18 protein-coding genes are annotated in these 21,442 nt (G+C 58.7%); 4 read left to right on the top strand and 14 right to left on the bottom strand.

The genetic code is table 11. The features are described from left to right. Positions 1–395: 395 nt before the first annotated feature. The gene (locus RYA97_RS16275; RefSeq protein ID WP_316892693.1) at positions 396–1,892 is read left to right on the top strand and encodes a methyl-accepting chemotaxis protein; all 1,497 of its coding nucleotides are present in this window, start codon (positions 396–398) and stop codon (positions 1,890–1,892) included. A gap of 28 nt (positions 1,893–1,920) precedes the next feature. Here RYA97_RS16275 and RYA97_RS16270 read toward each other — a convergent pair whose 3' ends face one another. From RYA97_RS16270 to RYA97_RS16230, 9 genes are all read right to left on the bottom strand, one after another. Further along, positions 1,921–3,504, bottom strand: a complete 1,584-nt coding sequence (locus RYA97_RS16270; protein ID WP_316892691.1) for an ABC transporter ATP-binding protein — start codon at positions 3,502–3,504, stop codon at positions 1,921–1,923. Between the two features lies 1 nt (position 3,505). After that, positions 3,506–4,528: an ABC transporter permease gene (locus RYA97_RS16265; protein ID WP_005758998.1), complete on the bottom strand. Its 1,023-nt coding sequence runs from the start codon at positions 4,526–4,528 to the stop codon at positions 3,506–3,508. Continuing rightward, positions 4,528–5,595, bottom strand: coding sequence for a microcin C ABC transporter permease YejB (locus RYA97_RS16260; RefSeq protein ID WP_046832878.1), 1,068 nt, complete (start codon positions 5,593–5,595; stop codon positions 4,528–4,530). Before RYA97_RS16260 ends, RYA97_RS16265 begins: the two co-directional genes overlap by 1 nt. 1 nt (position 5,596) lies before the next feature. Then, positions 5,597–7,480, bottom strand: a complete 1,884-nt coding sequence (locus RYA97_RS16255; RefSeq protein WP_005782388.1) for an extracellular solute-binding protein — start codon at positions 7,478–7,480, stop codon at positions 5,597–5,599. 144 nt (positions 7,481–7,624) lie between these two features. Continuing rightward, the gene (locus tag RYA97_RS16250) at positions 7,625–10,450 is read right to left on the bottom strand and encodes a TonB-dependent receptor (protein WP_316892688.1); all 2,826 of its coding nucleotides are present in this window, start codon (positions 10,448–10,450) and stop codon (positions 7,625–7,627) included. A 99-nt stretch (positions 10,451–10,549) separates the two neighbouring features. After that, positions 10,550–10,951 (bottom strand): ExbD/TolR family protein, encoded by a 402-nt coding sequence (locus RYA97_RS16245; protein WP_002555939.1) that lies wholly within the window; start codon positions 10,949–10,951, stop codon positions 10,550–10,552. After that, positions 10,951–11,637, bottom strand: coding sequence for a MotA/TolQ/ExbB proton channel family protein (locus RYA97_RS16240; protein WP_003435083.1), 687 nt, complete (start codon positions 11,635–11,637; stop codon positions 10,951–10,953). Before RYA97_RS16240 ends, RYA97_RS16245 begins: the two co-directional genes overlap by 1 nt. Before the next feature lie 74 nt (positions 11,638–11,711). Next, entirely contained in the window at positions 11,712–12,533 is an 822-nt protein-coding gene (locus RYA97_RS16235) for an energy transducer TonB (RefSeq protein WP_410478507.1), read from the bottom strand. 1,179 nt (positions 12,534–13,712) lie between these two features. Continuing rightward, the gene (locus RYA97_RS16230) at positions 13,713–14,867 is read right to left on the bottom strand and encodes a cysteine desulfurase family protein (protein WP_316892684.1); all 1,155 of its coding nucleotides are present in this window, start codon (positions 14,865–14,867) and stop codon (positions 13,713–13,715) included. A 542-nt stretch (positions 14,868–15,409) separates the two neighbouring features. On the opposite strand from RYA97_RS16230, the gene RYA97_RS16225 reads away from it, so the two are divergent. Both RYA97_RS16225 and RYA97_RS16220 read left to right on the top strand, forming a co-directional pair. After that, complete coding sequence (locus RYA97_RS16225) at positions 15,410–15,880, top strand: Lrp/AsnC family transcriptional regulator (protein WP_316892682.1); 471 nt, start codon at positions 15,410–15,412, stop codon at positions 15,878–15,880. 83 nt (positions 15,881–15,963) lie between these two features. Beyond that, a complete protein-coding gene (locus RYA97_RS16220; protein WP_004659555.1) occupies positions 15,964–16,218 on the top strand; it encodes a hypothetical protein in 255 nt (84 codons plus the stop codon). Here the strand turns inward: RYA97_RS16220 and RYA97_RS16215 are convergent. From RYA97_RS16215 to RYA97_RS16205, 3 genes are all read right to left on the bottom strand, one after another. Further along, a complete protein-coding gene (locus RYA97_RS16215; protein ID WP_005745753.1) occupies positions 16,215–16,703 on the bottom strand; it encodes a DUF4411 family protein in 489 nt (162 codons plus the stop codon). The two genes, RYA97_RS16220 and RYA97_RS16215, sit on opposite strands and share 4 nt — an antisense overlap. Beyond that, entirely contained in the window at positions 16,703–17,839 is a 1,137-nt protein-coding gene (locus RYA97_RS16210; RefSeq protein ID WP_005745754.1) for an XRE family transcriptional regulator, read from the bottom strand. Before RYA97_RS16210 ends, RYA97_RS16215 begins: the two co-directional genes overlap by 1 nt. Before the next feature lie 230 nt (positions 17,840–18,069). Continuing rightward, complete coding sequence (locus RYA97_RS16205) at positions 18,070–18,744, bottom strand: HAD family hydrolase (RefSeq protein WP_005745756.1); 675 nt, start codon at positions 18,742–18,744, stop codon at positions 18,070–18,072. 459 nt (positions 18,745–19,203) lie between these two features. Between RYA97_RS16205 and RYA97_RS16200 the strand changes: the two genes are divergently transcribed. Beyond that, positions 19,204–20,094, top strand: coding sequence for a hypothetical protein (locus RYA97_RS16200; protein WP_005782399.1), 891 nt, complete (start codon positions 19,204–19,206; stop codon positions 20,092–20,094). Between the two features lie 129 nt (positions 20,095–20,223). Here RYA97_RS16200 and RYA97_RS16195 read toward each other — a convergent pair whose 3' ends face one another. Next, positions 20,224–20,523 (bottom strand): hypothetical protein, encoded by a 300-nt coding sequence (locus RYA97_RS16195; RefSeq protein WP_004659550.1) that lies wholly within the window; start codon positions 20,521–20,523, stop codon positions 20,224–20,226. Between the two features lie 147 nt (positions 20,524–20,670). Continuing rightward, positions 20,671–21,036 carry a histone-like nucleoid-structuring protein, MvaT/MvaU family gene (locus tag RYA97_RS16190; protein WP_016982294.1) on the bottom strand — a complete coding sequence of 122 codons (366 nt, stop codon included), beginning with the start codon at positions 21,034–21,036 and terminating at the stop codon, positions 20,671–20,673. Positions 21,037–21,442 lie beyond the last annotated feature (406 nt).

Genomic DNA, 21,442 nt, shown 5'->3' with positions numbered 1-21,442 from the left:
CATGGTCACAGAATCACAGGAGTCCAGGAGTCCAGGAGTCCAGGAGTCCAGGAGTCCAGGAGTCCAGGAGTCCAGGAGTCCAGGAGTCCAGGAGTCCAGGAGTCCAGGAGTCCAGGAGTCCAGGAGTCCATGGTCACAGAATCACAGGAGTGCAGGAGTGCAGGACCAGGATCACCGATTGATGTGGTGGGAGCGGACTTGTCCGCGAAGAGGTCCGGCCTGCTAACAACGGACGCCCGCTCCATCATCGCGCCCCAACACCGGGTAAATAATCCATTTCTGGATTTATGGCACGAGGCCACCATCCAGCTGGCACGTTGGCCGGGGTTTTGCTCGTGCAGATCTGAAAACCGACAGGGCCCTCTGTCGCCATGGATTTCAAAAGGATGTGTTCGATGCCCGTAGCCCCTCGTTTCCTGGACCATTACCGCAAGGCCGACCGGATCATGCTGGGTCTGATCTGGCTGTTGTTCATCTACGCGCTCGGGTTGGCGTTCTGGTTTGATACGTTCACCCAGGCAGTCGTGGTCGGTGGCGGCACTGCGGTGGTGCTGACCGGGCTGTATCGTGCCATCGGCGGCACCCGATTGATGCGCTGCTGTGTGGGTGTAGGCCTGATGGTCATGGCCGCATTGCATATCAATCAGGCGCACGGGCTGATCGAAATACATTTCGGCATCTTCGTCTTCCTCGCCGTGCTGACCTTCTACCGCGACTGGCTGCCGATTCTGGTCGCTGCCGTCACCATTGCCATCCACCATGTCGGTTTCCACGCTCTGCAGCATGCAGGCTTCCCGGTTTACGTCATGCACCACGGCGGCGGTTGGAGCATGGTGATGGTGCATGCGGTGTACGTCGTCGTAGAAAGCGCGATTCTGGTCTATCTGGCCGTGCAGAATCAGGCTGAAGCGGTCGAGAATCAGGACATGCTCGATCGAATGCTGGCCACCACCAACCAGTTTTCGCCCAATAGCCAGACCAGCGAGCGTTCGGCCAAACGCGTGCCGCTGGCGCAACGTTTCGAGCAGTTTCTGGAGCAGATCACCAGCCTTGTCGACGGCGTGGTGCGCGACACACGCGGGCTCGGCGAGCTGGGTCATGACCTTGCCAAGGCCAGCGGTACGCTGGAAACCGGAGCACAGCATCAACTCAGCGAGATCGCCCGCATGACTGGCGCGATGCAGCGCATGGGTGATGCCATGAACGATATCTCCAGCCATGTTGCGCAAGCCGTGCAGCGTGCCGGTGATGCAAGCGATCAGGTGGCTCACGGACGCGACAGCGTCGACCGTGCGCAGAGCGAAATCACTCAGCTTGCCGCGCGCATCAACACCACCGATGAAACCGTGCAGGCACTCGCCAACCAGTCAGAGCAGATCGGCAAGGTGCTGGACGTGATCGGCAGTATTGCCGAGCAGACCAACCTGCTGGCGCTGAACGCAGCGATTGAAGCTGCACGAGCCGGAGAGCAGGGCCGGGGCTTTGCCGTGGTGGCCGACGAGGTGCGCAATCTGGCGCAACGCACAGCATCGTCGACCAAGGAAATCCAGACCATCATTGAAGACCTGCAAAGGGGCAGCCGTCAGGCCGCTACAGCCATGAACGACAGCCTGCAAGGCGTCGGGCGTTGTGTGGAAAACAGCCAGCGCGCGTCGGAATCCCTGCGTGCAGTCGGCGAAGGTATCGGTCATATCACCCAGCTTAACGGCCTGATTGCCACGACCACTGAACAGCAGTCCACCGTCAGCCGGGAAATCGCCGATCAATTACGTTCGGTGCAGACCATCGCCGAGCACACCGCCGCCAATATCGGTGTGCTGGCGACCAGCAGCCAGAGCCTGTCGCCGCTGGCCATACGCCTGGAGGCGCTGGGCCAGAGTTTCCACAACTAGCTTTCGTACCTGGCTTTCAAATTCAGGCTCAGGCAAACACCAGCCCCGAAGAACGCAGCAGTTCCTGAGTATAGGCCTGCTGCGGCGCGGCGAAGATCTCGCGGGACGGGCCTTGTTCGACCACCTTGCCGTCCTTGATCACAATCAGGTCATGCGCCAGCGCATGGACAACCGCCAGGTCATGGCTGATGAACAGGTACGTCAGGCCATGACGGATTTGCAGGTCACGCAGCAGGGCGACGATCTGTTTCTGCACCGTACGGTCGAGCGCTGACGTCGGCTCGTCGAGCAGGATCAGATCCGGCTCAAGCACCAGCGCCCGGGCGATGGAAATGCGCTGGCGCTGACCGCCGGAAAACTCGTGCGGGTAACGATGCCGGGTTGCCGGATCCAGCCCGACTTCCTGCAACACCCGGATCACCGTCTGCTCACGCTCTTTCGGCGTGCCGATATTGTGCGTCACCAACCCCTCGGCGATGATCTGCTCCACGGTCATGCGCGGGCTGAGGCTACCGAACGGGTCCTGAAACACCACCTGCAACTGACGACGCAACGGGCGCATCAGGTGCTGGCTGTGCAGGCTCAGCTCCTTGGTGCCGAAACGGATGCTGCCCTCTGAATCGACAAGACGCAAAATCGCCTGGCCCAGGGTCGATTTGCCCGAGCCGGACTCGCCGACAATCCCGAGTGTCTTGCCCTTGAGCAGCTCGAAACTCACCCCATCCACCGCCTTCACATACTGCGGCTCGCGCTTGAACCAGGCTTTGCCCAGCGGAAACCAGACTTTCAGGTCCTGCACCGACAACAGCGTGTTGCTGTGCGTGGACGGCACCGGCTCGCCGTCTGGTTCTGCGTTGATCAGCAAGCGGCTGTAAGGATGCTGCGGATTGTCGAACAGCGTCTGGCAATCGGCCTGCTCGACGATTTCGCCCTCACGCATCACGCAGACCCGCTGGGCGATGCGCCGCACCAGATTGAGGTCGTGGCTGATCAGCAGCAGCGACATGTTCAGCCGCCGCTGCAAGGATTTGAGCAACTCCAGAATCTTCACCTGCACGGTCACGTCCAGCGCGGTGGTCGGCTCGTCGGCGATCAGCAAGTCGGGCTCGTTAGCCAGTGCCATAGCAATCATGATGCGCTGGCGCTGCCCACCCGACAGTTGATGCGGATATGCCTTGAGACGTGACAGCGGGTCGCGGATGCCGACCAGTTCCAGCAGCTCCAGGGTGCGGCTCAGCGCGGCCTTGCCTTTGAGGCCCTTGTGAGTGACGAGAATTTCGCCGATCTGCTTTTCGACCGTGTGCAGCGGGTTCAGCGAGCTCATGGGCTCCTGAAAAATCATCGCCACACGGTTGCCACGCAGGCTGCGCAATTGCTTGTCGCTGGCAGTAACCAGGTCGAGCCCGTCATAGCGAATCGAGCCCTGGGTGCTGACGGTTTTGGCCGGCAACAGACGCAGAATCGAATGCGCAGTGACCGACTTGCCCGAGCCGGATTCGCCGACCAGCGCCAGGCATTCGCCACGGCGGATGTCGAGGCTGACGCCATGCACCACTTCATGGCCGTTGAAGGCGACCCGCAGGTCGCGAATTTCAATCAGGTTGTCTTGCATGTCAGCTCCGAGGATCAAACGCGTCGCGGCAGGCTTCGCCGATGAACACCAACAGAGAAAGGATCAGAGCCAGCGCTACGAACGCGGTCAGCCCCAGCCAGGGCGCTTGCAGGTTGCGCTTGGCCTCGCCGATCAGTTCGCCCAGCGAAGCGCTGCCAGCGGGCATGCCGAAGCCGAGAAAGTCCAGCGCGGTCAGAGTAGCGATGGCACCGGTGATGATGAACGGCAGGTACGTCAGGGTGCTGGTCATCGCGTTGGGCAGAATGTGCCGCCACATCAGCGCGGCATCGGTCAGGCCCAGTGCGCGGGCGGCTTTCACGTATTCAAGATTACGCCCGCGCAAAAACTCGGCACGCACCACGTCCACCAGCGACAGCCAGGAGAACAGCGCCATGATGCCCAGCAACCACCAGAAACTCGGTGACACAAAGCCGGACAGAATGATCAGCAGGTACAGCACCGGCAGCCCCGACCATATTTCCTGAATGCGCTGGCCGATCAGGTCGGTCATGCCGCCGTAGTAACCCTGAATGGCCCCGGCGCAGACGCCGATCACCGTGCTGATCGCGGTCAGCAGCAGCGCGAACAGGATGGAAATCCGCGCGCCGAACAGCACACGTGCCAGCACGTCACGGGCCTGCTCGTCAGTGCCCAGCCAGTTGGTGCCGTCGGGCGGGCTGGGCGAGGGCGCGTCCAGGTCATAGTTGATGGTGTCGTAGCTGAACGGGATCGGCGCGAACAGCATCCAGCCGTTTTTGGCGGCGATCAGCTTGCGCACGTAGTCGCTTGAATAGTCCGGTTCGAAGGGCAGTTCGCCGCCGAAATCGGTTTCCATGTAGGTGCGCAACACCGGGTAATACATCTGCCCGTCGTAGCTGACCAGCAGCGGCTTGTCGTTGGCGATCAGCTCGCCGCACAGGCAGACCAGCATCAGGCCGATGAAGATCCACAGCGACCACCAACCACGCCGGTTGGCCTTGAACAGGTCGAAGCGGCGCCGGGTCTGGGGAGAGAATTCGAACATCAGGCGCTCCTCGCGGAAAAGTCGATGCGTGGGTCGACCAGCGTGTAACACAGGTCACCGATCAGTTTGATCAGCAGGCCGAACAGCGTGAACAGGAACAGCGTGCCGAACACGATGGGGTAGTCCCGCGAGACCGCCGCCTCGTAACTCATGCGCCCCAGCCCATCGAGGCCGAAGATGGTTTCGATCAGCAGCGAGCCGGCGAAAAACACTTCGATCAACGCCTGCGGAATGCCCGCGATGACCAGCAGCATGGCGTTGCGAAACACATGGCCGTACAGCACACGATGCTCGGTCAGGCCCTTGGCGCGTGCCGTGACCACGTACTGACGGCTGATTTCGTTGAGGAAGCTGTTCTTGGTGAGGATGGTCAGCGTGGCGAACCCGCCGATTACCAGCGAGCTGACCGGCAACACCAGGTGCCACAGATAGTCTTTCACCTTGCCCCAGGTGCTCAGGCTGTCGAAGTTCTCCGAGAACAAACCCTGCGCCGGAAACCAGCTCAGGTAGCTGCCTCCGGCGAACACCACAATCAGCAGAATGGCGAACAGAAACGCGGGCGTGGCGTAGCCGATGATCACCAGCGTGCTGCTCCAGACATCAAACGCACTGCCATGCCGCACCGCTTTGCGAATGCCGAGCGGGATGGAAATCAGGTAGGTGATCAGCGTCGCCCAAAGCCCGAGTGACAGCGACACCGGAAGCTTCTGGGCAATCAGTTCGGTGACCGGCGCGCCGCGGAAGAAGCTGGTGCCGAAGTCCAGCTGTGCGTAATTCTTGAGCATCAGCCAGAGTCGTTCGTGCATCGGTTTGTCGAAACCGTAGTGTTCCTTGATCTGCTCGATCAGCGCCGGGTCGAGCCCGCGCGTGCTGCGGCTGGCGGTGCCGCTTGCGGCTACTTCGCCCCCGCCGCCCCCCAAACCGTTGGGGCTGAAGCCCTGAATGCGCGCGATGGCCTGCTCGACCGGTCCGCCGGGGGCGGCCTGCACGATCAGGAAGTTGACGATCAAAATGGCCAGCAGCGTGGGAATGATCAGCAGCAGGCGTCGAATCACATAAGCCAGCATTTCAATACTCCTTGGCAGCGGCGGGCTTGCCGGTCAATGCAGCAGCCTGAGCGTTGGTCAGCGGGGTCGGGCTGATCTGCCACCAGGTTTCAAGGCCAACGTCATAGGTCGGTGCCACATCAGGCATGCCGAAACGGTTGGCGAACACCAGTGGCGTGCCCTTGGAGTAGTAGTTGGGAATCATGTAGTAGCCCCATTGCAGGACCCGGTCCAGCGCCCGCGCGTAGAGCACCATATCGTTGCGCGTATTGGCGCTCACCAGCCCATCGATCAGCGTATCCACCGCAGGATTGCGCAGCACCATGGCGTTGGAGCTGCCCACTTCGGTGGCGCTTTGCGAGCCGTACAGGTTGTACAGCTCACGGCCAGGGGAAATGATCGGATTACCGTTTTTCGGCAGGCTGACCACGATCATGTCGTAGTCCCGCGCATTGAGCCGGTTGATGTACTGCGCCGAATCGATGCGCAGGAAATCCAGGGTGATGCCGATCTGCGCCAGCGTGCGCTTGAAGGGCAGAATCAGGCGATCGAAACCACCCTGACCATCGAGAAAGCTGAACACCATCGGCTCGCCAGCGGCGTTCACCAGCTTGTTGTTCTTCGGGTGCCAGCCCGCCTCGGCGAGCAGCTTGAGGGCCTGCAACTGCTTGTCACGGATGTAACCGCTGCCGTCGGTTTTCGGCGGCTGATACACCGTGGTGAACACCTCGTCAGGCACCTGGCCGCGCAAGGGTTCGAGAATCTTCAGCTCGGCCGGGGTCGGCAGCTCGGTGGCGGCCATGTCGCTTTTCGGAAAGTAGCTTTGTTCGCGCACGTAGAAATTGCGCATGACCCGGCGGTTGATCCAGTCGAAATCCCACAGCAATGACAGCGCCTCACGCACGCGGCGGTCCTTGAAGATCGGGTTGTCCAGATTGAACACAAAACCTTGCGCGGCGACCGGACGTTGCCGGGCGAGAATGCGCTTTTGCAGACGCCCGTCGTCGATTGCCGGGCCGCTGTAGCCGACCACAAAGCCGGAGGAGGAGAACTCTCGGTTGTAGTCGAACATCCCGGCCTGCAGCAGCTGGCGGGCGATTTCCGTGTCGCCGTAGTAGTTCACGGTGAGCGTGTCGAAGTTGTAAAGGCCACGGCTGACTGGCAGGTCCTTGCCCCACCAGTCCTTGACCCGTTCAAAGACCACGCTGCGCCCGGCATCGACCTTGGCGACCCGGTAGGGCCCGTTGCCCAGCGGTGGCTCGAAACCGCCGCCGTTGGCGAAGTCGCGGGTCTTCCACCAGTGCTCGGGCAGAATGTGCAGGCTGGCAATATCCAGCGCCAGCATGCGGTTGAGGTTGTTCTTGAAGTCGAAGCGAATCTGCAGCGGCCCTTCGATGGTCACCTGTTTGACGTCGGCGAACATGGGGCGATAGCTGAAGCTGGCCTTGGTGGTCATCAGCTCGAAGGTGTAGCGCACGTCTTCTGCGGTGACGGGCTTGCCGTCCTCGAAGCGCGCCTTGGGGTTGAGGAAAAAACGAATCCACAGACCGTTCGGGTCCATCTCCATCTTTTCCGCGATCAATCCATAAACGGTGTACGGCTCATCCAGTGAGCGATAGGCCAATGGTGAGTAAACCCAGGTATCGACCTGCACCACATTGATACCCTGATCGACATAAGGGTTGAGGTAGTTGAACTGGCCGATTTCTTCCGCCGAACGGGTCAGTGAACCGCCTTTGGGGGCGTTCGGGTTGACGTAGTCAAAGTGCTGGAAGCCAGCCGGGTATTTCGGTGCCTCGCCATAGACGGTCAAGGCGTGAGTCGGGGCGGCCTGAGCGACCTGCCAGCAACTGCACAGCGCAACACCCAGAATCAGGCGCCGCAGAAAACGGGTATGACGCAACATGATGGGGCTTTCCTCGTACGCACTGAATGACGATGAGTCGCGAAAAAGCCCCCGGCCGGGGAAGGTGGATGAAACCTGGGCCGGAGGGGGCGAGCTCGCAATCTGACGTGGCCCAAGGAGCGTGTATGGGTCACGTCGTCACACTCAGAAGTGGTAAGTCGCGCGTGCGAACAGGGTGCGGCCCAGCGGGTCGGCGTAACGAGGGTCGTAGCCGGACTGGAAGTTGTAGGCCTGGTTGGAGAACGGCGGGTTGCGGTCGAACATGTTGCGCACACCGGCGTCGATATCCAGCACCTTGTCGAAGGTATGACCCACCGACATGTCCCACAACGCATACGACGCGACGCGCGCATTGGTGGTGCGGTCGTAGTCGTTGTAGCCGCTGGTGAAGCGGTTGGTGATGGAAGCGCGGGTATCGCCCAGTGCCCAGGTGCCGGTCAGCACGTGTTTCCAGCGCGAGATCACGCCGTCGCCCTGGAAGTCGCCGACCTTGTCGGTGTACGGGCCGTCGATGATGTTCTGGAAGTCATAACGCGTCACATAAGTGCCGGTCATGCCCAGACCGAACTGACCATAAGGCGTGTTCGGAAAGCGATAGTCGAGGGTTACGTCGACACCGCTGGTCTTGACGATGCCCAGGTTGGCGTTGCCGGTCACGATGTTGGCAATCGAACCATCAGCAGCGCGCACGTAACGGTCGGCGTAGGTGTTGGGGTCATCGAACACGGTCGACTCGGGGAACGACTGAATCTGGTTGGAAATGTGAATCCACCAGAAATCCAGGCCCATCGACAGGTTGTTGACCGGCTGATAGACGAAGCCCAGGGTCATGTTGCGGGCTTTTTCCGGGGCCAGCTCGGTATTGCCGCCACTGTTGTTGAGGAACTGCTGCGCGCAATCGCGACCCGCGTTACCGCCGGGTTGCACGGTGCCACCGGCACAGAGTACCGGGTCGTTGTAGTAGCCCTGGGTGTAGCTAAGGCTGCGCGGCGCATAGAGTTCATACAGCGACGGCGCACGGAAGCCTTCACTGTAGGCACCACGCACCACCAGTTGCTTGAACGGCTGGTAGCGGAACGAATATTTCGGGTTGGTGGTGCTGCCGAAGTCGCTGTATTTATCGTGACGAACAGCAGCGGTCAGCTCCAGGCTGTCCAGTACCGGTACGTTCAGTTCGGCGTATTCGGCTTTGACACTGCGGTCGCCTTCTACGCTGCCGGCTGCGTCCAGACCCAAGCTGCTGATGTCGTTAACGAAGGGATCAAAGTCCTGATGCATCTTCTCCTTGCGGTATTCGCCACCGAGCGCCAGACCGGACGGGCCCGCGCCGAACCAGTCGCCGATTTCCCGGCTGATGCGCGCATCCAGCCCGGCCACACGGCCCACAGCGCTGGAGTACTGACCGTGGTATTCGCTGGCATCGATCAGCGCCTGCCCTTGTGCCGTCTGCGGGCCGAACGGGTTGAGGACGCCATTGGCAAGGCCGTTCAGCATCGCCGAGTCGCTGACAAAGCCGCTGGTCACTGAGGACAGTACCTTGTTCTGGTTGTACGAAGCGCCGACGTTATAGTCCCAGCCACCTACCAGACCGTCGAAATTCAGCAGAAAGCGCTGGCTGGTGTTCTGGTCACTTGAACCTCGTGCGCCCGCTGCCGTTTCGCGCCATGCGGTGCTGACCGGCTGTGTCGGGTCGAGGGTGAAATCGGTCGGTGCCGGGGTAATGCCGTTGCCGGGATAGAACGGCGACGAAGCGTCAAGCGACAGCCCGGTCAGCGGTGCCGGACCGATGCCGGTGTGGTTGTTGTTGCGAGCCCAGAAGTATTCGAGGCTGACGTTGTGATCATCGGCCAGCTTGCCGGTGGCCTTGCCGAAGAATGAGGTTTTCTCGGTCTGCGGGATCAGGTCGATGTATTCGCGGGTGCTGAACCGGCAGATGCCGTTGCTGGCAACCAGGTTAGGACCGCTGCAGTTTCTGCCCAGCGGGTTGGCGGAGTTGTCGCCCTGATAATAGTTGGCCGGGTAGGCCGTACCGGAAGTCTGGTTGAGCCCGCGTCCCGGCCGGTAATCCCGCGTGAACGAGCGGTCGTTGGCGTCCAGATTCTGCTGCTTGTTGTAGTTGACCACGCCCATGACGTTGAAGCGGTCTTCTTCCAGATCACCGAAGCCCCAGCTGGCGCTCATGTCCTTGGTCGCACCGCCGCCACTGGCAGTCGGCGTCTCGCCACCCAGCGTCAGGGTGCCGTCAGTCAGGGACTTTTTGGTGATGAAGTTGATCACACCGCCGATGGCGTCTGTGCCGTACAGCGCCGAGGCGCCATCACGCAGCACTTCCACGCGGTCGATGGCGGCGAACGGAATCATGTTCAGGTCGATGGCGCTGCCGTTGGGCGTGCCCACACCGGAAATCGCGTTGTTGGCCAGACGCCGGCCATTGAGCAGCACAAGCGTTTTGTTCGCACCGATGCCGCGCATGTCGGCGAAAGAGGCGCCGCCGGTGCTGGCACCGATCGAGCCCGCGCTGTTCTGGATCGACTGGCTGCCGGTAATGCGCTGGACCATTTCCTGGGTGGTGGTCACGCCCTGTTTCTTCAAGTCGTCAGCGCGCAGGATGGTAATTGGCACTGCGGTTTCGGCATCGACCCGGCGGATCGCCGAACCGGTCACTTCTACACGTTGCAGCTGGGTCGTGGCAGGCACAACCGCTGCGCTGGTGGACACGGCCGAGCCGCTTGTGTCCGCGTCGACGGCGTCTGCCGCCTGGGCACCGCTCATGCCCATGGCCAATGCACAAAGCAGGGCACGTGGATGACGCCGGACCGCGAGGGCCAGTGGTTTGAGGGTGCAACCGGGAAGATTCATCAGCATGGTTAGTTCCGACTTGGTCCAGACGTTATTGAAATGGCCTTGTGAGCCCTCTGTTCCCGACGCGGTTGTGCCGAGCGGGAGTTCCACTTCTTCTTTTTCCAGCAAGCCGCTCCCCTCCAGAGGCTTTTCAGCCCACGGACAACCGCATTTACGGGGGTCGGGTCAAACGGCTTCGCGCGGCGAAGCCGTCAAATCACCTGAGGGTCATTTCGCCGTCATGACGGATATCTTCGTAATGCCCGAACGCTCGATGGACGCCATGGCCTTGGCCACCTGGCCATAATTCACGGCGGTATCGGCCTGCAACTGGACGCGGATTTCCGGGTCCTTGGCCTTTTCGTCCTGCAGGCTTTTTTCCAGCAGTTCCGGGGCGATTTCCGATTTGGCGAGGTAGAACTTGCCGTCCTGATCGACGCTGACCACCACCGGGTTTTTCTTCTCGGCAGGGGCGACCGCATCAGTCTTGGGCAGGTTGACCTTGATCGCGTTGGTCATCAGCGGCGTGGTGACGATGAACACCACCAGCAGTACGAGCATCACATCCACCAACGGCGTGACGTTCATTTCGCTGAGTACTTCATCGCTGTCCTGAGTGGAGAAAGACATTAGCTGGCCTCCCGAACGGCATGGCCATTCTTGCTGGCGATGGGCTGACGGGTGACCGCGAAGGCGCTGCGCTGGGCGAGGGCGTCGAAGTCGTGGGCGAAGTCATCCATGTCGGCCACGGCGAGCTTGAGGCGGCGCAGGAAGAAGTTGTAGATCAACACTGCTGGCACGGCTACGGCGATACCCACGCCGGTGGCGACCAGCGCATGGCCGATAGGACCGGCGACCGCTTCCAGGCTGGCCGAGCCGGTCACGCCGATGCTTTGCAGTGCTTCCATGATCCCCCAGACCGTACCGAACAGGCCGATGAAGGGCGCGGTGCTACCGATACTGGCGAGAATTGCCTGACCACTTTCCAGTGCGCGGCGCTCTTTTTGTATCTGCTGGCGCAGGTTGCGCTCCAGGCGGTCCGAGCGGTTGATGGTGTGCGCCAGTTGTTGCGTAGTGCGCGGCGACTCATCGACCGCCATGGCTTCGAAGCCGCTGTTGGCGATACGCGCCAGCGCTCCAGGATATTGTGCAGAGTGCTCGGCGGCGGTCAGCAGGTCCGGCGCGCTCCAGAACGCCTTGGTGAACTGTTTGTTCTGCGATTTCTGACGCACGTACTGCGCCGACTTGATCAGCAACAGTGCCCAACTCAATACGGAAAACAGAATCAATGCCCAGAGCACGGCCGGGACAATCATGGAAGAGAGCGATGCGTTCATGGTTTAAACCTCACCAGCTTTAATAATTGAAGTGTCGGTTGTCAGGTGCCGGATCATTCCGGCAACTTGAAGTCGATGGTCTGCGTCGCGAAGCCTTCTATCGGCGTGTCACCGCGTTTGGCCGGAATGAACTTCCAGTTGCGCACGGCCTCAACGGCGGCTTCGTCCAATACCGGTTTGCCGCTGGATTTGGTCACCTCGACAGCGCCAGCGCGGCCGTTTGGCAGCACCTTGATGCGCAGAATCACGCGACCTTCCCAACTGCGGCGCAAGGCCAGCCCCGGGTATTCCGGCGGCGGGTTGCCCAGGCTGGCGAGCCCGGATACGGCAGCGCTTTCCTTGGCTGGCGCAGGTGGCGCAGCAGGTGCCGGAGGTGCGGGCGCAGGTGCGGGCGGCGCAGGCGGGCTGGGCGCGGCAGCAGGCGTTGGCGCAGGTGGCGTCGGCTTTTTCACCGGCTCGACTTTCTTGACCGGCTTGGGCTTCTCGACCTTTGGCTTCTCCACCGGTTTTGGCGGCGGCTCTACCGCGTCCGGGTCCTCGACCGGTTGTTCCGGCTCGGGTGGTGGCGGCGGAGGTGGCGGAGGTGGCGGCTCGGGCGGCGGCGGTTCCGGGGCGGGAGGTGTCGGGCTGGTCAGCTCAATAGTCATTTCCGGAACTTGTGGTGCAACTTCCGGCAGGTCTGGCTGGGCAGTTTGCATGTACCACCAGATCACGCCATGGATAAGTACTGACGCAGCAATCAACACCATTACTTGTGGCTTGTTAAGGCCACCCGGTCGTGACGTATTGGCGCTGAAAGGAATGCCCTGCCACGCCGTCGAAGTGTCATCGGGCGAGGGAGAGGGAACCGCTTTCATTATTACCGCATCATTCATTAACGCTCCCTCGGGTAGTTAAAGGGCAATAAAAATCCGTTCGAATATTTTTGTGAATATTCGACTGAGGGCGGCCTGCACACTGTTTATATGCAGCGCACCGCGGTGCCTGCGCGCGGCAGGCTTAAACAGGGAAAAGCGGTGTACATCAGGGCGCTGGCATTGCTGATCCTTGCTTCTTATCGTCATGTACGGGGACGTACAGCGATGTTCCTGAATGCTTACATTGCAACCGCTGTGCCAGAAAGCCCACGCAGGGACCGTTGATTCAGAGCGGGTGTCGCATTCATGTAACTATTTATCGAATCCCGATTTCATGGACTTCGAAGGTATTCAAATGAAGGACTCCTTAAACAAAACAGCAGACAAATTCGTACCCTCTGCTGTGCCAGACGCGTTCGAAACTCGTGACCTGCTAGTCACTTTCCTGAATGCACCAATACTGTGTAACGAGGATCAAGTTGGTGCGCTAGTTACTCAAGACTTCATAAAGGACTGCTCCATGTGGGTCCGTGTTTATATGATCAGTAACCGTTAAAGGGAAAAAAGCCATCGCACGAATGATGGCCAAATGAAACCACCTCAAATAAAGTGTCGGACAATCTTTATATGTGGGTCGCCCGTTAATTAAAAAACAGGGGGGGTTATCCTTATTGCGCGCACAGTTCTGCAAGGCCCTGATTAATCGTCAGAACATTCAAGGGCACACGCAAAATGACTTACGTCCAGACGTGCAGAGCCGTCGAAAAACAACATGCAGATCTGGATAACGCGAAGGCGACCGGGCAGGCACCGTTCAAGGCAGGCAATGCCTCAGGGGTAAGCAGCCAGCGTAACGGTGGTCTGACACAAGACTGATAGAGCACGGCTAGATTCCTTTCCTAGTGAGGAGAAAGACTTGTGGTCTGCCCTCCTGCACTGTTTGTGGACGCTCTGGCGTCCGTTAACTGCACTTTGGTGCGTGTAGGCACCCCTTGAATGCAGCGTGCACCAATGGTTTATGGCACGACCGTTCCACTTGAAAGAACTGTGCCAATTTGTGTCTTTTTGTATCTGGAGGGGTACATTTTATTTAGCGGCACGCTGCAAATGGCGAGCTACAAGGCAGCAGCTTTGGCGGGAAGGGAAGAAATGGCAGCAAGCCGCCCGCTGAAAGGGCGGCTTGAGAGGCGTTGCAAATTACCAGAACGCAGCAGGTGCGCTGAGCGCCTTGCTGAATACCTCAATGGCACGCTCGACGTCTGCCTGCGTGGTGTAGCGGCCAAGGCTGACACGCACGCTGGCCAGAGCCTTGGCTGAATCCATCCCCAGAGCGAGCAGCACATGCGAGGGTGCATTGCTGGCCGAGTTGCATGCGGATGTAGAAGACAATGCCAGGCTGTGGGATAGCTGCGAGCTGGTGAAGCCACTGCGGGTGATGCACAGGTTCAGGGTGTGCGGGATACGTTGTTGCGGACAGCCGTTGAGCTGCACATCCGGCAGGCTCAGCAGGCCTTCGCGCAGGTGGCGACTCAGCTCTTCGATACGGCGGTTTTCAGTTTCGGCCTGGCTGATCGCCAACGCAAAGGCTGTACCCATGCCGACGATCTGATGGGTGGCCAAGGTGCCCGAACGAAAGCCGCCTTCATGTCCGCCGCCGTGGATCTGCGCTTTCAGCAACGAATGCGCGCGTGGGCCCACGTACAGCGCGCCAATGCCCTTGGGGCCGTAGGCCTTGTGCGCCGAGAACGACATAAGGTCGACGGCCAGACTCGCCAGATCGACCTTCACCTTGCCGACTCCCTGCGCAGCGTCCACATGAAACAGCGCGCCGTGCTCGCGCACCAAGGCGCCAATGCAGGCGATATCGGTCAGCGTGCCCAGCTCGTTGTTCACCAGCATCAGTGATACCAGCAGCGTGTCTTCGCGCAGGGCAGCCTGAACCGCCTGCGGCTGGATCAGGCCCTGGGCGTCCGGTTTCAGCCAAGTGACGGGAAAGCCCTGACGCTCCAGCGTGCTGACGGTATCGAGCACTGCTTTGTGCTCCAGAACACTGGTAATGATGTGCCGACGCTGCGCGCTGCTGTCGTGAGCGATGCCCTTGATCGCCAGGTTGTTGGACTCCGTGGCACCTGAGGTCCAGACGATGGTGTCGGCAGACGCACCCACCGCATCGGCCACCTGACACCGTGCCTGCTCTACAGCCTGCCGCGCAACCTGCCCGTAACCGTGCCCGCTGGATGCCGGGTTACCAAAATGACCTTCGCGGCCCATACAGGCAACCATGGCTTCAATCACCTGTTCATCGACAGGCGTGGTAGCGGCGTAATCCAGGTAGAGCGCAGAGGTGGTCATGGGCAATTCACTTTTGTAATCGAGTCAGAATCAAGGGCTGGCGGTACAAGGCCGATTGCTTGAAAGATTACTGATGCGCACGCGAAAATTTTTTGATATTTACACGGATACGAGCAGCCAAAGCGAAAAAATATTCGCTTACGCTTGGATTTTTAAGATTAAAAATTCTAGGATGCTGCTTCAGGCGCAGAATCGCAGCCAGACACCCATCGTTCCTCACGCTCCACGTGGGAATGCAGTTCTGGACGCTCCGCGTCCAATCCGAGGATGCAAGGGGCTGCACCGTTGGGTGACGCAGAGCGTCACGAAATGCATGCCAACGCGGAGCATTGGCACGATAGTCATGCTGCTTCAGGCGCAGAATCGCAGCCAGACACCATCGTTCCTCACGCTCCGCGTGGGAATGCAGTTCTGGACGCTCCGCGTCCACTCCGAGGATGCAAGGGGCTGCACCGTTGGGTGACGCAGAGCGTCACGACAGGCATTCCCACGCGGAGCGTGAGGAACGATCAGTGTAGAGCGACTAACGCAGGAAACCGCTAATGGACAAATTCGACCGGGCAATTCTCGACATCCTGCAAACCGACTGCACTCGCTCGGTGGCGGACATCGCCGAGCGCATCGGCCTGGGCAGCACCGCGTGCTGGCGACGCATCCAGAAGCTAGAAGAGGCCGGCATCATCGACCGCCGGGTTGCCCTGCTCAATCCGCAACGTCTGAACGTGTCGGTCAGCGTCTTTGCAGCCATCCGCACCAACCAGCACAACGCCACCTGGCTCGAACAGTTCCACGCTGCCGTCGGCGAACTGCCTGAAGTGGTCGAGTGCTACCGCATGGCAGGCGACACCGACTACATGCTGCGCATCGTCGTGGCTGACATCGCAGGGTACGACGCGGTGTACAAACAACTGATCAGCATCCCCGGGATCAGCGACGTAAGCTCCAGCTTCGCCATGGAACAGATCAAGTTCACCACCGGCCTGCCATTGCAATACGCATCGTTTGGCGGCTGAGCGTAGCCACGCTCATCGATTGAATCGAACCCTCAGCCCAATGCCACGTCCACTTTCTTTGGCAAACGAAAAAGGTGGCTGACATGACAACCGATCACATACTCACAAACAGCGTGCCCAAAGAAGACCCCGCCAGCCCGGAACTCGGCCAATACGACCGCGAAGCCGACCCGGTACTCGCCATGAACTCAAACAAGCCCGGCGTCGGTTCTGCCAAAGGCGATGAAGTGAAGAAGCGTACGGAAAATGACGAGGCCTACGAAGACGATGAGCCGGAAGTCTATTCGGATGACCCGGATATCGTGGCAGATGAGGGTGGTGGTGTTTCGCCGGGTTAAGGAAGTACAAATCTGGCGTTGAGGTGGTGTAACAGCTCAAACGTGTTCATGTAAGGGACGTTGAGCTGCTCACACAGGTTGGGGATGATGAACTTTCGCTTTGCGTCCAGATTACGCACCTCATGCGTAACTACGGTTGCTCCGGATGTCAGGGCCTTGGCGATCAGCCATGGATCGGCCCCCTTAAGAAACTCCTCCATTGCTCCAGTCTTCATGCCTTGCGCTTGTGCTACCAACGTAGCGACTTTCACGAATTCGGCCTGAGTCTTTTCATCCGAAATGCTTTGGAAAAAAGTCGAATTATTTTTTGCCCAGTCAGCCAGCTCATCATGGCCTTTGGTAAGTTCGTCTTTAACAGGACCGATACTGGCCAAGAAAAATGTCTGGTTTTGAAGCAGCAACCATTGCCAATAAGCCGGACAAATCGTCATGCCGTAATAGCGATTCTTGGCTTCAATCAGGGTGTTGGAGTCCATCAGAAACATCACCGGGCCAGTGTCTCCGCCAGCGTTCTTAACTTGGCTGGCTGTACACCGAGAAGACTACCTGCCTCACGCAACAGCATCCGCCCACTCAGGGTTTCGGTCAGTACAGCCTTACTCAGCCGCGTACTGTTTTTGGCCGTTGCATTGCGGTAGTAATCCCCGGCACCGCCTTTCTCTTCCCGGAATGCCTTTAGGACCTTCTGGTAATAGAGGCCGTACTGCTCTTGCGTAACGTAGCCCAGGTCCATCGCACGTCGGCCAATAACAAGCTTGCTGACATGAAACCTCGTAGCGAGAGGGGCCAGATTACTTTCCCATTCAATACCAGCGTTCCATACAGCTCGAAAAAGCTCTTCGGGTACAAGAAACTCACCCGCCACGGCGTTGCAGAATCGCTCTTCCTCTCGACCATTCGCAGTACCCGCGTCAGAAACGCCGCTGCTGCCAATCCAGAGATGAGCGAGTTCGTGCATTAACGTAAATAAGCGAGCTGTCGGAGCATCCGAACTGTTGATAAACACCACTGGAGCCAGCGAATTACTGATGGCGAAGCCTCGAAACTCACTGACCTCCAGTTTGCGATGGGTATTGCCCAGCGCGATGCCACTGCGCATGACAAGCACACCAGCCACTTCGGCAGCATCAATCAGCACGCGGCTGTATTTATCGTAATCAAGGCGGGACTTTTCCGGATCGACACCGAGAGTTTGCCGAATATCGCTCACAACCGTCTTCACAGGCGTCCGGCTGTCGAAGCGACCGACAAACGGAAGAGGCTGGTGCTCTTGTGCGTGAAGGTATTCCAGATACCAGTCCTGTTTGCGAATTGCGTCTTTTACTGTGTCCAAAAGCTCCAGACTTGGCCGCAAGGGTGCCGAGTTACCGACTGTGCGCAGGTCTGGTAGCGGCAGCTGTTCGACAGGAGGCTGAGGCAAGAACAAAAACCCAAAGGGAACATGCGCAACGCTCGCCCACTTCTGGGCTTGCAAAAAGGTTGGTCTCGCCTTTCCTGCTTCCCACTCCTTGATACGCTCAGGTTTCACAGGCAGCTTTCTGGCGACCTGGGCGGCAGACAGGCCTGCCCGCTCGCGGGACCACGTGAGGATGCTTGGGTTAACGAACGCGGCTTGGCTCATGGCAAATTTGGAATATCAGAGAGGAGTGTGTCGGGCCAGTGCAAGCGCGGGCTACTGTGCATTGCCTTTTCCTTGGCTATGGCGAGCACCGCAGAATACAGCGCGTGCACGTACACTATGGGCTCGCAACGCTACGGTCAATGACGGCAGCGAGTGATATGGGAATGATGAACCCGATTTTCGCGGGCATGTAGGTAAATAATTACCTCATTACCACGCCAGCTGATCATTCAAGGGCGAGAAGCAATCTCGTCCAGATGATTCAGCAGATCCAGCGGGTCCTCATACACCCTCAAGGCACCCGCGCGCTCAAGTTCGCCGATGTCATAACCACCCGAAAGCAGGCCCACGCCAGTTGCCTTGCAGCGGCGTGCCGCCAGCATGTCCCAGATCGCATCGCCGATCACCAGACACTCTTCAATCGGTGCGCCTATCTTCTTCGCTGCCGCCAGGAACAGATCCGGGTCTGGCTTGCCGTAGCTCACGTCATCGCGCGTAACGATGTTGATCTCATTGATGTCCAGTTTCAGAGCCTTGAGATTGATCGTCGCCGTATCAATCCCGCCGCTCGTGGCGATGCACCACTTGAGGTTTTCCTTATTGAGCGTCTCAAGCAGCTCGACAGCACCTGGCAGCGCAATGATCTGCCCCTGTAGCCGCTCATACGCCTGAGCGTGTTTTTCGCTGAGTCGTTCGGCTTGTTCTTCACTGATATCCAAGCCGGTTTCACGCGACAACGACTTCAACATCAGCCCGCCGCTCATGCCGATCTTGCGATGAATACGCCACATCGCAAGCGGGATATTTTCTGCATCCAGCGCTTCTTTCCAGGCAGCAACGTTTTGATAAACGCTGTCAGTCAACGTGCCGTCCAGGTCAAAGATGAAGGAGGTTTGCGGTCTCATAGGGTTACTCTTTTTGAATTCGGGTTGACCATCTGGCGAGGTCCGGAGCGCTGTGGTCGACACCTGATCGGCGGTATCGGAATGTGGCGTTCATCAATGAAGCGAGGGCTGTACCGGGGCTTCGAACACGGAATTGCCAGATGGAGGGAAAGGGCTGGTTTTTGAGGTCACACACTTTCGAGTGTGCGTGGGAGTGGCGGTTCGATCTTTCGCGCGGGGGGCAGCTTGGTAGCAGAAAATCCTGATGGCTTTTCAGCCGCGTTGAAGACTCTCCAGCCGCGTTAACGCTTTAAGTAACCGTTCACCAGCGCCTATCCGCGCCGTCTCATCATGGATAACCGGGTTATAAACAATCATCGACAGAACGCCCGCAGGCACGCTGCTTTTTACAATTCGTTTAATTACGTTACCCAACAGGCGGCTTAAACTCGTGCGTTTGCCATGCAAGGGAAGCAAACGATGAGCATCAACCAGCTGCGTAAAGATGTAGAAGAACACTTTCAGCGATTTGAGCGGGCACCGTTCAAAGAGGCTTGGCGTCGGCGTGATGCCCGTATCTGTCTGATCTGGATGGCTGCGTTGATATTGGCATTTTCAGGGGCGCTGATATTTTTACCTGCGCCTACCCTGACTGACTACGTTCCCGCGTTGCTGCCAGTCCTGCTGACTTCCCTGATATGCACAGTACATCTGGGAGAGGTGTACGCGCGGATCAGAGCAGAGCGGATGGGCGCCGCTTCAATTACTACGCCCTCCGAAAGGTTAAAGCTGAAACAGGACTGGCTATGCACACGCTATAACTGCGGACCCGGCGAGCTTGTCGATAAAGCGAGGGCGCTTAGACATCTGTGGGAGGAGCGTCAGGAGCTCAAGCAACTGGCCAGTCACGACACAATGGGGCCACGTATTGCTGCGTTCTTCCGGCTACCTGACCCTGGCAGATTCATTGCAGCACTCTTCACTATCGCCGCGATATTTACGACGATGGTGACCTTGGGCAGCAGCATCGACGCTATCTTCGAAGCCTTGCAAGACTGGCGAACGATAGGTGCCACTGTTGTGATTGTCACCTTCCTGTGTGGCGAAATCATATTGCTCTGGATCATGGTCACCAGCATGGTCCGCGAGGTGGGCCCTTCGATACTTGAGCAGATCGGGCTGCTGCCGATGAGTAGCCGTCGGGTGTATCGGTATTTGCTTGCCGTCCATGATGCGAGTGAGCCTGTTACGACCATTCGCAGAGATGTGCCTGGAGTGCTGAAGCTGATTTCGGTGTTTTTTATGCCGGTTGGCGAGATATTGGCGAAGGTGCGGGCTCGCTTTATGGCCGGCTCGGCAGCCGGGGCCTGAATGAGACGTTGAGCTGACTATCGTGCCAATGCTCCGCGTTGGCATGCCGTTCGTGACGCTCTGCGTCACACATCTACAGTCTGGCAACGCAGCCCAATGACCCTACAGAATCGCGTGTAATCAGCGTGATTACTGGTGAGTGTCCGCATTCTCAGCTGGATAAAACTCACCCTTGCTTCCCATCCTTTCCAGCCGCTCACGAACGAGCACCTCGACGCTGGCCACTGCAGCCCGGTCGTCAGGGTTGACCAGTTGCAAGTGCAGGCGACTATTGTTCTGATCGTGGGTACCCTCGCTGAGCATGTCGTGTGTGACGACTTGTTCGCCACGCCACAGACATAGCTGAGTATGGGTATCACCAAGCCATATCTCTTTAACTGATCTGAGGTCAGTTTTAGCCAGTTGGTCCACGGTGATTGTCTTTTCCATTGCGCTGTACCTTTTCAGTGAGTCGATAGAGGTCTGACGTACTGGCGCAGCGGGTCGTTCCCGACATCGTCAGTTCGACCGCGCGAACGGTGATTAGCCGATGCTCCAGATCAACCCCGGTCAATCAACCGTTGCATGGCGCAAGGCTTATTTCTTCAGCCAACTCTCGACGACATCAGCACCGTGTTCTGCTTTCCACTCCTTCAAGGCTCTGTGATTCCCACCTTTGGTTTCGATCACTTCACCGGTCTTCGGATTCTTGTACACCTTGAGTTCACGCGGCTTGCGCGTGCCCGCAGGTTTATCCGCGACCTCGCGACGCGACGAGTTCTGTGGGTCCAGCAGATTGACAATATGCTTGAGGCTGAAGCCATAGTGCTCAAGCAGCTTGCGCAGCTTGGTTTCGAACTCGATCTCCTTCTTCAGGCCATCGTTGCCTTTCATGGTCTCCAGCGCCTGAAGTTGCTCGGCGAGGTGTTTTTCCAGCTGACGGTATTCTGCGAGTTTGGACATGGTATTTTCCTTATAAACAGGTGTGCGTAGTTATTGAGAGAGATAGCGCCCGTTACAAGTTCAGCCTATTTTCCGCAGGTCGGCTGGATTTAAATACGTCGGAGTAACGCCATGAGCCGGATTGCCCGGACTTCCGGTTATTTTCAAAAATGCGGTTTTTCGCGCACAGAATTAACAGCGGTTTTTGCCCATCTGTTCTGCAAGCCAGTGGACAGTTTTGCTTGGTCTATTTCCTGACGCAATAAAACGGCGACTCCATCTATTGACTGCGCGCCAGCGAAAAGCAAGCGCGGAAGGCGAGCGCTTTGACAGCGAACCAGGCCTGGTCGCGTTGAAAATGCAGGAGCAGTGAGCATCAATACCGCTCACTGTTCCTGCCTTGTAGGCGTCCAGACAACTAAAGGTG

The sequence above is a fragment of the Pseudomonas syringae group sp. 26L6 genome, assembly GCF_032587815.1.
In the GTDB taxonomy this organism is placed as follows: Bacteria; Pseudomonadota; Gammaproteobacteria; order Pseudomonadales; family Pseudomonadaceae; genus Aquipseudomonas; species Aquipseudomonas amygdali.
The sequence above is the reverse complement of the archived record's forward strand: the minus strand, read 5'-3'. Positions and strand labels throughout refer to the sequence as shown.